The 15,648-nt window shown below is 40.9% G+C and carries 12 protein-coding genes; all 12 read left to right on the top strand.

Annotated features, from left to right (window positions below):
• Positions 1-190 precede the first annotated feature (190 nt).
• The 12 genes from V7201_RS01065 to yfmH all read left to right on the top strand — a co-directional run bounded on the left by V7201_RS01065 (position 191) and on the right by yfmH (position 15,571).
• Positions 191-1,861 carry a ribonuclease J gene (locus V7201_RS01065; RefSeq protein ID WP_335374930.1) on the top strand — a complete coding sequence of 557 codons (1,671 nt, stop codon included), beginning with the start codon at positions 191-193 and terminating at the stop codon, positions 1,859-1,861.
• A 207-nt stretch (positions 1,862-2,068) separates the two neighbouring features.
• Positions 2,069-2,821: a ClpP family protease gene (locus V7201_RS01060; RefSeq protein ID WP_335374929.1), complete on the top strand. Its 753-nt coding sequence runs from the start codon at positions 2,069-2,071 to the stop codon at positions 2,819-2,821.
• A complete protein-coding gene (locus V7201_RS01055; protein ID WP_335374928.1) occupies positions 2,818-3,030 on the top strand; it encodes a YlzJ-like family protein in 213 nt (70 codons plus the stop codon). The genes V7201_RS01060 and V7201_RS01055 overlap by 4 nt, the downstream gene beginning before the upstream one ends.
• Before the next feature lie 155 nt (positions 3,031-3,185).
• Positions 3,186-5,522 (top strand): FtsK/SpoIIIE family DNA translocase, encoded by a 2,337-nt coding sequence (locus V7201_RS01050; protein WP_335374927.1) that lies wholly within the window; start codon positions 3,186-3,188, stop codon positions 5,520-5,522.
• Positions 5,523-5,832: 310 nt separating this feature from the next.
• Positions 5,833-6,558 (top strand): GntR family transcriptional regulator, encoded by a 726-nt coding sequence (locus tag V7201_RS01045; RefSeq protein ID WP_335374926.1) that lies wholly within the window; start codon positions 5,833-5,835, stop codon positions 6,556-6,558.
• Positions 6,559-6,645: 87 nt separating this feature from the next.
• On the top strand, positions 6,646-7,740 hold the full coding sequence (locus V7201_RS01040; RefSeq protein WP_335374925.1) for a BMP family lipoprotein: 1,095 nt from the start codon (positions 6,646-6,648) through the stop codon (positions 7,738-7,740).
• Between the two features lie 192 nt (positions 7,741-7,932).
• On the top strand, positions 7,933-9,456 hold the full coding sequence (locus tag V7201_RS01035) for an ABC transporter ATP-binding protein (protein ID WP_335374924.1): 1,524 nt from the start codon (positions 7,933-7,935) through the stop codon (positions 9,454-9,456).
• Positions 9,453-10,532 carry an ABC transporter permease gene (locus V7201_RS01030; protein WP_335374923.1) on the top strand — a complete coding sequence of 360 codons (1,080 nt, stop codon included), beginning with the start codon at positions 9,453-9,455 and terminating at the stop codon, positions 10,530-10,532. The genes V7201_RS01035 and V7201_RS01030 overlap by 4 nt, the downstream gene beginning before the upstream one ends.
• A 1-nt stretch (position 10,533) precedes the next feature.
• The gene (locus tag V7201_RS01025) at positions 10,534-11,487 is read left to right on the top strand and encodes an ABC transporter permease (protein WP_335374922.1); all 954 of its coding nucleotides are present in this window, start codon (positions 10,534-10,536) and stop codon (positions 11,485-11,487) included.
• A 190-nt stretch (positions 11,488-11,677) separates the two neighbouring features.
• Positions 11,678-12,766, top strand: coding sequence for a GGDEF domain-containing protein (locus V7201_RS01020; RefSeq protein ID WP_335374921.1), 1,089 nt, complete (start codon positions 11,678-11,680; stop codon positions 12,764-12,766).
• Positions 12,767-13,001: 235 nt separating this feature from the next.
• Positions 13,002-14,279 (top strand): EF-P 5-aminopentanol modification-associated protein YfmF, encoded by a 1,278-nt coding sequence (gene yfmF / locus V7201_RS01015; protein ID WP_335374920.1) that lies wholly within the window; start codon positions 13,002-13,004, stop codon positions 14,277-14,279.
• On the top strand, positions 14,279-15,571 hold the full coding sequence (yfmH, locus tag V7201_RS01010; protein ID WP_335374919.1) for an EF-P 5-aminopentanol modification-associated protein YfmH: 1,293 nt from the start codon (positions 14,279-14,281) through the stop codon (positions 15,569-15,571). Before yfmF ends, yfmH begins: the two co-directional genes overlap by 1 nt.
• The last annotated feature ends 77 nt before the right edge of the window (positions 15,572-15,648 follow it).

The raw sequence follows: 15,648 nt of genomic DNA, 5'->3' as shown, positions 1-15,648 counted from the left end.
CCAAGACAACTCGATGCGTTAATTTCGATTTGAGTTGAAAGCTTCTGCCATATACAAAACAGTCTAATTAAGCTTATTGTGCCGTCTGCTAAGCCTCTGGAGAATAAAGTTGTAAAGAATTTCTTGCATCAAGTATAATAATTTTAATTGGTCACGGGTCGGTCCATGTCAACATAGGAGGAGGGTAAATTTGAATACGAATAAAAATGAGAACATTAAAATCATCGCACTTGGCGGCGTAGGGGAAATTGGCAAAAACATGTATATCACCGATGTGGACGGAGACATATTTGTAGTAGATGCTGGACTGATGTTCCCGGAGGATGAAATGCTTGGAATTGATATTGTAATTCCCGATTTTACCTATTTAACAGCAAACAAAGAAAGAGTTAAAGCCATTTTCCTTACTCACGGACACGAAGATCATATGGGGGCTTTGACGTATGTTCTTCGGAAGATGAATGTACCTGTATTTGGCACTAAACTTACCCTTGCACTTGCGAGAGAAAAGATGAATGAACAGGAGTATTCCGGCGCAGTTGACTTCAGGGAAATTAACTCTGAAACGATACTTGACTTTGGAACGGTATCGGTATCTTTCTTCAAAACAAATCACAGTATCCCTGATTCAGTCGGTGTAAGCATAAATACATCAGAAGGGTCAATCGTACATACAGGTGATTTTAAATTCGACCAGGCAGCTACTGCTTTATATAAGCCCGAAATAGGTAAAATGGCCAGTATTGGGGACAAAGGTGTGTTATGCCTTTTATCAGATAGTACAGATGCTGAAAAGCCGGGATATACACCATCGGAAGCAATTGTGGTTGAGGAATTATCAAATGTGTTTTATAACACTCAGGGCAGAATCATTGCGGCATGCTTTGCCTCTGACATCAACAGGATCCAACATCTCTTTGACAGTGCCCAGAATAATGGACGAAAAGTGGCGGTTGTCGGCAAAAGCCTGAAAAGAGTTTATGATATAACACTTGAACTAGGTTATTTAAGTGTTGGGGATGATTTAATCATCCCGATTACAGAAATTAATAATTATCCCGATAATGAAATTGTCATCTTAACTACCGGCAGTCAGGGCGAGCCAATTGAGGCCCTGCAAAAAATGGCTAAACAAGGTCATCCTCAGGTAAATATTCAGGAAGGGGATACTGTCTTGATCGCTGCTTCACCGCTAAAGGGAAGTGAGGTTTTTATTTATAAAACCATTGATATGCTTTACCGTGCAGGGGCCTCAGTAGTTTCAGGCAAAAGAAGTGTTCAGGTTTCCAGCCATGGCAGCCAGGAAGAATTAAAATTCATGATCAACCTTATGAACCCGAAATTTTTCATTCCTGTCCATGGAGAATATAAAATGCTGAAGGCTCACAAAAAGGTTGCGATGGCCTGTGGAATTCCAGAGGAAAATATTTATATACCAGAGCGTGGAGATGTTATTGAAATTATTGGAGGCAAGATCCGTTCCCCAGAACGTGTACCAGCGGGAAACACACTGATTGATGGAATTGGTGTAGGGGATGTTGGCAATATCGTCCTACGCGATCGCAGGCTTCTTTCGCAGGATGGGGTGTTAATCGTCGTAGTCACTCTGAACAAAGCTGATAGAAAAATTGCTGCCGGACCAGAAATTATTTCACGAGGGTTTGTTTATGTTCGCGAATCAGAAAAGCTTATGGCCGATTCATTAATCCTCGTTCGGGAAATCGTTGACAAGAATCTTTCCAGTGAATCTTTTGATTGGAGCAGCATAAAACAAGACATCCGTGATTCTCTAAACCTCTATTTATTCGATAAAACAAAACGACGCCCGATGATCCTGCCAATTATCATGGAAGTGAAATAAAGAATAGAAAGCACTGGTTTTCCCAGTGCTATTTTTATTTGCTAAGTATATGACAGGGAAGTCTTGTATGCCGTTGAATGTTTTTTAAAAAAATAATTAGTAATATTAGTCCCATCAATCTGATTTCGCATACTGCCATACTGTACCGAATGAAAAAGCGCATGATGTTCATACTAACACTATCATGCCTGAAGGGAGCAGTAATGGATGGAAAAGGAAATGAATATCATTAACTCTGTTAACCAGGAAGGCCAGGATTCACAGAAGGAAGATAAACCATCTGGCCTGTTAGAAAAGATCCAGCAGCTAGGCCAAACGAATGTGCCCCAGTTGTCACAGGATTCCAAAATACATTGCCTGACGATTGTTGGTCAAATTGAGGGGCATATGCAGCTTCCGCCACATAATAAAACAACGAAGTATGAACACTTGATACCTCAGATTGTCGCAATCGAGCAAAATCCTAATATTGAAGGATTGCTAGTTATTTTAAATACAGTTGGCGGAGATGTTGAAGCGGGCTTGGCAATATCTGAAATGCTGGCTTCTCTCTCAAAACCGACTGTTTCATTGGTTCTAGGCGGCGGGCATTCAATCGGTGTACCAATTGCGGTATCATGTGATTATTCCTTTATCGCAGAAACAGCGACAATGACCATTCATCCGATTCGCCTGACTGGACTAGTCATTGGCGTGCCGCAAACCTTTGAATATCTGGACAAAATGCAAGAGCGTGTAGTTAACTTTGTTACAAAACATTCCAATATTACTGAGGAAACATTTAAAGACCTAATGTTTGCGAAAGGGAATTTGACGAGGGACATTGGCACGAATGTCATCGGCAATGATGCTGTCCAAACGGGTTTGATTCACTCAGTCGGAGGCATCGGGCAGGCGATGAAGAAACTGAACGAGCTAATAGACTTAAACAAACAAAAGAACGAAGTGATTGTGCAATGATCCTTTATACGATGATGCCTCATGAACAGGTATTCCCACCATCGGATGTGGAACCGGTAAACCAAGTCATGTTAACGTATAATGGCATACCGGTAATGGCTGAATGGACAGAAAACCATGAATATCGGGTGTTACGCGTGATGAGTACGGATCCGAATCATTTCATGGACCCAGGATGCATGCCTGGATCAAAAATTTCACTTTCTTAGTACAACGGATTGTCCCAGTTAAACTGGCAAATATGATATAATATGGATACACTCAGCATTAGCAGCCGAATATGGCTGCTTTTCTTCTTAATGAAGTTTGAGAAAAGGTATGAATGATTATGCTGTTAGTGAAGCTATAAATATAAGGTGATAAAATGGCCAAAAAGAAAAGACGGCAATCCAGAAAGAAAAATAACACTTTAAAAACTACCGTTCAATATGAACTTGCCGGGTTAGCACTGCTTGCGCTGTCCATCATTGGGATGGCTGATCTTGGTGCTGTTGGAAGGGCGACCGTCATGTTTTTCCGCTTTTTTTCTGGGGAATGGTTTATGCTCAACCTGATAGGCCTCGTAGTTTTCAGCATTTATATAATGTGGAAAAGAAGTCTTCCATTTATCTTTCATACGAAGTTAATTGGTACATATTTGATTATAAGTGCAATATTGTTATTAAGTCATGTCACGTTGTTTGAATTATTATCAAATGGCGGAAAGTTCGAGAATCCGAGTGTCATAAAAAATACATTTGATTTATTTGTCATGGAAGCAAAAGGTGAAACAAGCACAACGGATCTTGGCGGCGGAATGATTGGCGCGATTATGTTTGCAATGTTTTATTATTTGTTCGATGCAGCTGGATCCCAGCTTGTTGCTTTTGTGTTGATTATCATTGGAACAATACTTGTTACTGGGAAAACATTTGGCGAGGCAGCAGGGAAAATTCTTGTGCCAATAGGCCGTTTTGTTAATGACCAATGGAATTCATTTATTGAAGATCTTAAGCATTGGAAAGAGAATCAACAGCAGAGGAGCTCGGCTAAGCGTGAAGCGCGCCAAACGGAAAGAACAAACAGTCGTCAGGTGCCTGTCACAGAAGAACCTGTGCATCGTACAGTTGAATTAGCTGAAGAACCAGCAGCACCTGAACCAATCATTTCAAGTTTTGCCGAACGTGCATATGCAAGTCCGGAGGCTAACCAGCATCCTTCTAATCCTGAAAAGCCTAAAAAGGATAAACAGGATGAAGGAGAGGAGCTGCAGCAGCCAATTACTTTTACCGAAGTTGAAAATACTGCTTATGAGCTGCCGCCATTAAGTATTTTAAAGCTTCCAAATAAAACAGATCAAAGTGGCGAATACGAATTAATCCATGCAAATGCAGCTAAGCTTGAAAGGACTTTTCAAAGTTTTGGTGTAAAAGCGAGGGTTACACAAGTACATCTTGGACCTGCTGTTACTAAGTATGAGGTACATCCAGATGTAGGGGTTAAAGTCAGCAGAATCGTAAGCTTGAATGATGACCTGGCACTTGCGCTTGCAGCCAAGGATATCCGGATCGAAGCGCCGATACCTGGTAAATCGGCTATAGGTATTGAGGTTCCCAATTCTGAAGTAGCAATGGTTTCATTAAGAGAAGTAATCGACTCGAAGCAGCATAATAAGCCAGGATCAAAGCTGCAGATCGGATTAGGCAGAGATATCACGGGCGAAGCGGTACTGGCAGAGTTAAATAAAATGCCACATTTACTAGTAGCCGGTGCAACGGGAAGCGGTAAAAGTGTCTGTATCAATGGAATTATCACAAGCATTCTCATGAGGGCAAAACCACACGAGGTAAAGCTGATGATGATTGACCCAAAAATGGTTGAATTGAATGTCTACAATGGAGTTCCGCATTTATTGGCACCTGTTGTTACAGATGCGAAGAAAGCCTCTCAGGCACTTAAGAAGGTTGTCAACGAAATGGAAAGGCGCTATGAACTCTTCTCACATACGGGTACTAGAAATATAGAAGGCTATAACGAATATATTAAAAGATACAACAGTGAAGAAGAGGCTAACCAGCCATTGTTACCTTTTATCGTCGTCATCGTAGATGAGCTTGCTGATTTAATGATGGTAGCATCTTCTGATGTTGAAGATTCAATCACACGCTTGGCACAAATGGCCCGTGCAGCAGGAATCCATTTGATCATCGCTACCCAGCGTCCGTCTGTCGATGTCATAACTGGTGTTATAAAAGCAAATATTCCTTCGCGGATTGCTTTTGCCGTATCTTCCATGACCGATTCCCGCACGATTCTTGATATGGGCGGCGCAGAAAAACTATTAGGCAGAGGAGATATGCTGTTCTTGCCTGTTGGTGCCTCCAAGCCTGTAAGGGTGCAAGGAGCGTTCCTGTCAGATGAAGAGGTAGAGGAAGTCGTCAACTATGTAATAGGACAGCAGAAGGCCCAGTATCAGGAAGAAATGATTCCTGAAGATATTCCTGAGAACACATCTGAAGTCGAAGATGACTTATATGGTGATGCAGTTGACCTTGTTGTTGAGATGCAAACCGCATCAGTCTCCATGCTGCAGAGAAGGTTTAGAATTGGATATTCCAGAGCGGCAAGGCTGATTGATGAAATGGAGCTGCGAGGAGTAGTCGGTCCTTACGAGGGTAGTAAACCAAGGAATGTGCTTGTTGCAAAGTCTGAAGAAGCATAAGCTGAAAACGAAACACAAGTGGAAAAAGCCGGACAAGATTATCCGGCTTTTTATATTTGTGTAGTACATTCTTATCAGATGAATATAATAATGTCATACTATTAAAAACGCTTACAAAATATAATTATACCAAAAATATAGGCTTTTGGTACCGGAAAAAATGGCAATTCTGTTTATCTTAGCTTTTTTCGACAAAATGTTGAAACTCTATTTATTTATGTGAAAAAAAGTGTTATAGTATTTTCGATTAGTAGGAATGCTATACATCAGATGTCTGATGTCTTTGAGCAAAAAGGTTGGAGGAAGCCTCATGTCGATCAAGTCAGATAACCGGCACCTGTATTTACAAGTAATTGATCACCTGAAGCAAGATATTCAAAAGGGTGTTTATAAAGAAAGAGAAAAACTACCCTCAGAATTTGACCTTGCTAAACAGCTTGGAGTAAGCAGGGCAACACTCCGCGAAGCTTTGCGTATTCTTGAAGAAGAAAACGTCATTATCCGCAGACATGGAGTAGGAACCTTTGTGAATGCCAAACCGCTGTTTTCATCAGGTATCGAACAGCTTAACAGTGTGACGGCGATGATTGAGCAGGCTGGAATGACGCCTGGTACAATCTTCTTAAACTCAACGACTACAGGACCTACCGAAGAGGATATCCGCCGTTTCTCATGTTCGATGGATGACGAAATCACTTTGATTGAAAGGGTAAGGACTGCCAATGGGGAACCAGTTGTTTATTGCTTAGACAAAATTCCTGAGAAAATCCTGCCAGGCGATTTCTCTCATGAAGATGAATCATTGCTTCATCTGCTTGAGATTAAATCGAACAGGAAAGTTACATACGCAGTTGCCCAGATTGAGCCAATTGGCTATCATGAGAAGATTTCGCCCATTCTTGAATGTGACCCTGAAACTGCCCTGCTCGTTTTGAAGCAGATGCATTTCGATGAAAACGACGTGCCGATCCTTTATTCGGTCAACTATTTTAAAGCCGATAAGTTCAGTTTTCATGTCCTTAGAAAAAGAGTTTAATTTTTTTAAGGAAATGAAAACGCTAACTGAATGGTTTTTCAGAACATTCCTGCGAAATCCACAAACATTCTCTGGGGGGTACAAACCTTGAAAAAGCGTAAATTTGGTTTGGTAATGTCATTGCTTTTGGCAGCAGGCACAATGTTAGCTGGCTGTGGCGGCGATGATAAAGGCGGCGACAATGACAAGAAGTCCGATTTAAAAGTTGGTATGGTTACTGATTCAGGTACAATTGATGACAAGTCGTTCAACCAGGGTACTTGGGAAGGAATCCTAAAGGCTGAAGATGAGTTTGGAGTAAACACAAAGTACCTAAAGCCAGCAGGTAATACTGAAGCTGAATACTTAAAAGAAATGGGTAACTTATACGACGCAGGATATAAGTTTATCGTTACACCGGGCTTTAAGTTCGAAACGGCTGTTTTCAAAGCCCAGGATAAATATAAAGATGCAAAATTCGTCATCCTTGACGGAAATCCACATAATGGAGACTATAACCCTGTAGTGAAAGAAAACACAGTTGCTGTATTCTTTGCAGAGCATGAGTCAGGTTTCCTTGCAGGTGTTGCAGCTGCTCTTGAATTAAAAGAGGGCGAAGCAGGCTTCATCGGCGGTATGGAAATCCCTGCTGTACAAAAGTTCAACTGGGGCTTCCAACAAGGTCTTAAATATGCAAACGAAAACCTTGGAACAAACGTAACAATCAAAGCTGAAAACGTAATCTACCAAGGATCATTCGACAACGCTGCTGCTGGCGGACAAATTGCTGCTCAATATTATGACCGTGGCGTAGATGTAATCTTCACAGCTGCTGGCGGTGTTGGTGTAGGTGCGATCAACGAAGCTAAGAATCGTGCTAAAGCTGGCGAAAAAGTTTGGATCGTTGGTGTAGACGTAGACCAGTACGAAGATGGAAAATACGAAGGCGACAAATCTGTTATCCTTACTTCTGCTATGAAGAAACTTGACCAAGTTTCTTACGACATGGTTAAGGCTGAGTTAGATGGAAAATTCCCTGGTGGACAGACATTGACTTTCGATGCTAAAAACGATGGTGTCGGTCTTCCTGAAAAGAACCCTAACTTGAGCGACGAAACAACAAGCAAAGTTAAGGAAGTTTTCGAAAAGATTAAATCTGGTGATGTGAAGGTCTCTGCTGAACAAGGAGATTTGTTTAAGTAAATTAGAGCGAAAGAGACGGTGGCTTCCGTCTCTTTTGTCTATCAATGTCTGAACGGTAAATATTTGAAATTCAGGGCCGGAATATTTTTAATCTTTCAAGTCTTTAAATGTTTTTACCTGAAGTACTGTTCCAGTATAGGGGACTCCCTATTTTAAAAAGGTATAGAGTCTATTACAAAGGTGAGTGCTACTATGAGTTATGTTGTAGAAATGTTAAATATCCGGAAAGAGTTTCCGGGTATCGTAGCCAACGATAATATCACCCTTACACTTAAAAAAGGGGAAATTCATGCACTATTAGGGGAAAACGGTGCAGGAAAGTCAACCTTGATGGGTGTTTTATTCGGGATGTATCAGCCTGAAAGAGGCGTCGTTAAAGTAAACGGTAAAGAAGTGCGCATTACGAACCCGAATGTTGCTAACCGTCTAGGAATAGGGATGGTGCATCAGCATTTTAAACTGGTAGAAAATTTTACCGTTACTGAAAATATCATATTGGGCAGCGAACCACTTAAAGGCATGGTGCTTGATATTGATAAGGCAGCTAAAAGAATTGAAGAATTGTCCAAGCATTATGGATTGAATGTAGATCCTCACGCGAAAATTGAAGATATATCAGTAGGTATGCAGCAAAGAGTAGAAATTTTGAAAATGCTTTACCGAGAAGCGGATGTCTTAATATTGGATGAACCAACAGCAGTTCTTACACCGTCGGAAATCGAAGAATTGATGAAGATTATGCGCAACCTTATCAAAGAAGGAAAGTCTATCATAATTATCACTCATAAACTGAAAGAAATTAAAGCAGTAGCTGACCGCTGCACGGTTATCCGCCGTGGGAAAGGTATCGGCACTGTCAATGTGGCTGAAGCAAGTGAGGCGAGCCTTGCAGAAATGATGGTAGGACGCCATGTTTCATTCAAAGTGGATAAGAAAGAAAGTACTCCTGGTGAGGTAGTACTAAAAATAGATTCTCTATCTGTGAAAAATAATAGAAAAGTAATGGGTCTTAAAGATTTTTCACTTGAAGTAAGAGCAGGAGAAATTGTAGGAGTCGCTGGTGTTGAAGGCAATGGTCAAACAGAACTTGTTGAGGCGATAACAGGATTAAGAAAGGCTGAGTCGGGGACAGTCCTCGTAAGCGGCCAGGAAATCACAAACCTCCCTATTCGCGAGAGACTTGAACAAGGAATCAGCCATATTCCTGAAGACAGACATAAACGCGGGCTTGTACTGGACTATACTTTAGAATCAAACATGGTATTGCAAATATACAATAAGCAGCCTTTCTCAAAGTATGGAATCTTAAACCCATCAGCAATGAAAACGTATGCACAAAACATCCTGACGAATTTTGATGTGCGTTCTGGTGAGGGTGCTGCTTCGATTGCAAGGACTCTATCAGGTGGTAACCAGCAGAAAGCCATTATCGGCAGGGAGCTGGAATTGGATCCAAAACTTTTGATTGCGGTTCAGCCGACACGTGGCTTGGACGTGGGATCAATAGAATACATCCATAAGAGAATAATAGAACATCGAGATAAAGGAAACGCTGTATTATTGATTTCATTGGAGCTGGATGAGGTATTGCAATTATCGGACCGTATTGCCATTGTCAACAATGGAGAACTCGTAGGTACTGTAATCGCTTCTGAAACGAATGAAAATGAAGTTGGTTTGATGATGGCAGGCGTGGCTAAGGAGAGAAGCATATGAGACATACCATCGTATCATTAATTTCCATTATTTTAGGACTGATAGCCGGGGGAATCCTGATGCTTTTCATCGGCAGCAACCCGATTGAAGGATACACCTATTTGCTTCAAGGGGCGCTGAAAAATCTTGAACGTATCGGGAATACTCTTGCAACTGCTACTCCTTTGATTTTCACTGGTCTTTCCGTTGCTTTTGCCTTCCGTACAGGACTTTTTAATATCGGTGCGTCAGGCCAAATGCTGATCGGCGGATTGCTGGCTTCGGCGGTAGGTTTAACATATGATCTGTCTAGGCCGGTTCTGCTCCTTGTCATGGTCATTGTTGGTTTGATTGGTGGAGCATTATGGGCATTCATACCTGGTTTGCTTAAGGCAAAGTTTAACGTTCACGAGGTAGTTTCAACGATCATGATGAACTGGATTGCCTACTGGACAGTCTATTATGTCATACCTTCTTATTTTAAGGGTGAATTCCTTGAAACTGAATCTAAGACATTAGCAGATTCAGCTACTCTGAAAGCTCCATTCTTAACAGAAATGTTTGCTGGATCTTACATTAACCTTGGTCTTTTCCTTGCAGTTATTGCTGTTATCATCGTATCGTTTATCATTAATAAGACAACTTTAGGTTTTGAACTTAAGGCTGTTGGTTTCAACAGACATGCTGCTGAATATGCGGGTATGAAGGTGAATCGCAATATCATCTTATCAATGCTGATTTCCGGGGCACTTGCTGGCCTTGGCGGTGTTGCATTATACACTGGTAATGCTTCAACGATTCAAATTGGGATTCTTCCTGCACAGGGATATGACGGCATTGCCGTAGCCCTTCTTGGTGCTAATAACCCAATTGGTGTATTTTTTGCCGCTATTTTGTTCGGAATCCTTTACTCAGGTACAGGCTTTATGAATGCCATGACTGAAATCCCGCCTGAATTGGCGAATACGATCATCGCGATCATTATTTACTTTGCCGCAACAAGTGTAATGATTGAGCGTTTGATGAACAAATTCATGAAGAATAGATCACATAAAAAAGAAAAAAGTGGTCCTGTAGTCGAGAAGGGAGATTCCTAAGATGTGGTCAATTATAGAACAAATATTTCCTTACGCGATTATCTTTACAATACCTCTTCTAATTACAGCCTTAGGCGGTCTTTTCAGCGAAAGAAGCGGTATTGTTAATATTGCACTTGAAGGGTTAATGGTAATTGGTGCTTTTTCTGCCGCTCTCTCGATTCATTATATGAGTGACGTTATTGACAACAACACATTGGTTCTTTGGCTCGGATTGCTTGTTGCAGTTGTTGCAGGGGTGCTTGTTTCCCTCCTTCACGCTTTTGCGAGTATAAATTTAAATGCTAACCAGATCATAAGTGGTACTGCGATTAATATGATTGCGACTGCCCTTACGATTTTCCTGGCAAGGAATATTACTGGAAGTGGAAACATCCGGATCACGAGCGGTTTTTCACCGTCAAATGTTCCTTTCCTTTCGGATATTCCTGTTATCGGTGATTTATTTTTCACAAAGACATATCCAACTACATGGTTTGTCTTACTAATCTTATTCGCTAGCTCATTCGTTTTATATAAGACAAGATTTGGTCTCCGTTTAAGATCATGTGGAGAATTCCCTCAAGCTGCAGAAGCAGCTGGGATCAACGTTAGAAGAGTCCGTTATAGTGGCGTACTTATATCGGGAGCGTTTGCCGGATTGGGCGGCGCATTGATCATCGTTACCTATGCAGGTGAATTTACTGGAACTGTTTCAGGTCTTGGATTCCTTGCGCTCGCTTCATTGATCTTTGGACAGTGGAAACCATTTGGTGTGTTGGCTGCTACATTCTTCTTTGGCTTTGCAAGTACAATTGCCAACGTATCACAGGTAATTCCGGAATTGGCTGTCATCCCGCCAATCCTATTGAAGATTTTCCCTTATGTGGTAACATTGATCGCATTGGTCATCTTCTCTAAATCATCACAGGCACCAAAGGCTGTCGGTGAAACATTTGATAGTGGAAAACGATAATTACGATTACGAAACATACAAAGTCGAAAGAGGCACCAGGATACCGGGTGCCTCTTTTTTGATTTTAGCATGAATACTTTTATCTCAAATAAAGAAGTTTTGAACATATTATTTTTAGTAACTTTAAATCTATTATGATAAAATAAAGGGAAAGTTGGTTAAAAATAACAGCAGTATGAGGTTAAATTGAATGAAACTTTCTTTATATATGGATGACCGTGAAACGGAGAAAATCTTTTCATATTTACGCTGGATCTTTCTGGCTGTCGGTCTGCTTGTGTTTTATTATCCGCCGCTTGCAGACAGACTTAATTTTACTAAAGAAACTTTTCCATTACTGCTGCTGGTGGGTTTTGTATACATGGCAGCAGCTCAGATTGCTCTAATAAAAATTGCCCCCGGTAACCAGTACCTTAACTTGCTGGCAAAGGCTGGTATCTTATTCGATTATGTTGCACTTATGTGGCTGTTGGTCCTGACAAATGGAGTTATGTCACCTCTATTTCCTATCGCCTATTTGCTTGTAATGCATGCAACAATTTACTGGAGGACAATGGGAGCAATCATCTTATCCGCTGCTTTGACAGTTGGTTATTCTGTCATTTATATGGCACAGGGCCAACATGAGTTTTTTACGACCTTTGTTTTTATTCTTAATATATTTTTTATATGGGTAGTCGGGGTTTTCGGGTCAATGATCGTCATTAGGGAAAGAAAGCACTTTAGGCAAAAGGAAATTTTCCATGAACTAATGTTCACTGATTATTTAACTGGATTGTACAATCACCGCCATTTTCAGGAGCAGTTAAGGATCCTTACTTCATCACGACAAAAATTTATGTTAGTGATGGGGGATATCGATCATTTTAAACAAGTCAATGATCAATACGGCCATTTGACCGGGGATGAAATCCTGAGGAGGTTAGGTGGGGTGTTCAAGGTGCTTGCCGAAAAGCATGATGCACAGTCGTTTCGATATGGAGGAGAAGAATTCGCTTTTCTGTTGCCCGAATTGAGTAGGAAACAGCAAATCAGCTTTTTTGATGACCTCTATTCTACTCTTGATACAACTACTTTCAGTGAAGAATGCGTATCTGTTACAATGAGCTTCGGCATCGTATCGTCAAAAGACCAGGAATTACCCGATAAGCTTCTCGGATGCGCGGATCAGCTGCTGTACAGTGCGAAGGCGGCTGGCAAGAATCAAGCGAAGTTTGAGACAGGGTATACATATTATTATTCAGCAGCTAATGCTGAAAGCGCAGCCGCAACTCAATAATAAGCTTCCCATCCGGGGAGCTTTTGCTGTATTTGAAAGCCCCAAAGCATCACCAATTTGGCTATTGCTTAAATTAGACAAAACGTGAAAGGTATAGTTAGAGTATATTTATAGGAATATTAAATATAGGCATCACAACGTATACATAAATAATATAAATGTTTTGTTTGCTCAAAAGTGTTAAGAAGAGTGGTGTATGGCTTTAAATGGCGTTATAAATATAAGGAGGATTTCTATGGCTGTCATTTCAGAATCAATCAAGGATATGAAAGGCTACAAGCTCCATGTAGTAAAAACAGAAAAGTTCAAGACCAATACAATCGTATGGAAGATGAAATCTCCGCTCACAAGCGAAAACGTTACCAAGCGTGCTTTGTTGCCATATGTGCTGCAAAGCAGCTCTAAAGCTTATCCAACAACATCTAAGCTTCGTTCCTATTTAGATGAGCTTTATGGCGCAAATTTATATGTTGATGTTTCAAAAAAGGGTGAATACCAGGTGATCAGCTTTTCACTTGAAATTGCTAATGAAAAATTCTTAAGCGACCCTGAACCTTTGCTAAAAAAGGGGCTGGAACTAATAGCTGAAATCCTTGTGAATCCACTCGCGGAAAATGAAACATTTGACAAGGAAACTGTTGAAAAAGAAAAGCGGACATTAAAACAGCGTATCCAGGCCGTGTATGATGATAAAATGAGATACTCCAATTTCAGGCTTGTTCAGGAAATGTGCGCAGGGGAGCCATATGCACTCCATGTTAATGGTGAAATCGATGATATTTCTGAGATTAATGAGCAAAATCTTTATGCTTACTACAAACAGGCTTTTGCAGAAGATGAGCTTGACCTTTTTATCATCGGTGATGTGAATGAAGATGAGGTACAATCCATTGCTGAAAACCTGCTGAAGTTTAAACAGCGCACACCTAAAAAAGTTGAACAAATACCCTCAGCAAATGTCGAAGAAAAAACAGTAAAAGAAAAAGAAGATGTGAAACAAGGGAAATTGAATATCGGTTATAGAACAAATATCCTCTATGGAGATGACGATTACTATGCCCTGCAGGTGTTCAATGGAATTTTTGGTGGTTTTTCACATTCCAAGCTGTTTATAAACGTTAGGGAAAAAAATAGCCTGGCATACTATGTAGCAAGCCGCCTTGAGAGTCACAAAGGGCTGATGATGGTGATGTCCGGAATCGAGTTCAATAATTTTGAACTGGCAGTGAAAATCATTCGAGAACAGATGCAGGCTATGCAAGCAGGTGATTTCACCGAACAGGAAATAGAGCAGACCAAAGCCGTCATTGAGAACCAGATGCTCGAAACACTGGATACAGCAAGAGGGATGGTAGAAGTTCTTTATCACAATGTCGTGTCAGAACAAAAGGTCAACCTGGATGACTGGCTCACAGGAATGGGCAAAACCACGAAGGAAGAAATCGTCGAAGTAGCCAACAAAGTGAAAATGGATACTATCTACTTCTTAACTGGATTGGAGGCGGATAAATAATGGATAAGATTATTTTTGAACAGCTTCAGGAAGAGATGTATTACGAGAAACTGGATAACGGACTGGATGTTTACATCCTTCCTAAAAAGGGCTTCAATAAAACGTATGCAACATTCACGACCAAATATGGTTCAATCGATAATCATTTCCTGCCGCCAGAAAAAGACGAGTTCGTCAAGGTACCCGATGGTATTGCGCATTTTTTGGAGCATAAATTATTCGAAAAAGAAGATGGGGACGTCTTCCAGCAATTCAGTAAGCAAGGTGCATCGGCAAATGCTTTCACTTCTTTTACAAGAACAGCTTATTTGTTTTCAAGTACTTCAAACGTTGAAAAGAACCTGGAGACTCTGATCGATTTTGTTCAAGAGCCCTATTTTACCGAAAAGACCGTTGAAAAGGAAAAGGGAATTATCGGCCAGGAAATCACCATGTATGACGATAATCCTGACTGGAGACTGTATTTCGGGTTGATTCAGAATATGTATAAAAATCATCCTGTCAGCATCGATATTGCAGGGACGATCGAGTCGATCTCCCATATTACCAAGGATATGCTTTATGAATGCTATGAGACCTTCTACCACCCGAGCAATATGCTTTTGTTTGTTGTCGGTCCGGTAAGCCCTGATGAAACAATGGGCATGATCAAGGCTAACCAGAGCAAGAAAGAATACAAAAATAAACCAGAAATTAAGCGTAAATTTGATGAAGAACAGGCTGGAGTAGCAGAAAAGAAACAGGTTCTCAAAATGAATGTCCAAACCTCAAAGTGTCTTGTGGGCATAAAAGCTGCCGATTCAAATCAGGCTGGCAAAGAAATGCTTAAAAATGAACTGGCAACAAATGTGATGCTCGACATTATATTTGGGAAGAGCTCAGAGAACTATACTGAATTATATGGTTCTGGGCTGATTGATGATACATTCTCCTATGACTACACGCAAGAGCAAGGATTTGGCTTTGCGATGGTGGGAGGCGACACGAACGAACCGGACCTCCTTGCTGAGAAGCTTGAAGGCATGCTAATGGACGCAAAATCAGGTAACAAGCTGACAGCAGACAGTCTCGAGAGGACAAAAAAGAAAAAAATCGGTGCGTTTCTCCGTGCAGTTAACTCACCTGAGTATATTGCCAATCAGTTTACCCGCTATGCATTTAATGAAATGGATTTGTTTGAGGTTGTTCCAGTCCTTGAAAGCCTTACACTGGACGATATCAAGCAGGCTGCGGATCGCTTAATTGCGGAAGAGCGTCTGACAGTATGCCAGGTGGTTCCCAAAGAGAAATAAAAGCTTGTTTCACCAATAATGGAAGAGCATAATAAAAACTATGTATGCGCCGGTGCTTTCCGGCGCATTTTCCATTA

Source organism: Bacillus sp. JJ1122 (assembly GCF_036964885.1).
Lineage (GTDB): Bacteria > Bacillota > Bacilli > Bacillales > Cytobacillaceae > Mesobacillus.
This window is presented reverse-complemented; position numbering and strand designations above follow the sequence as displayed.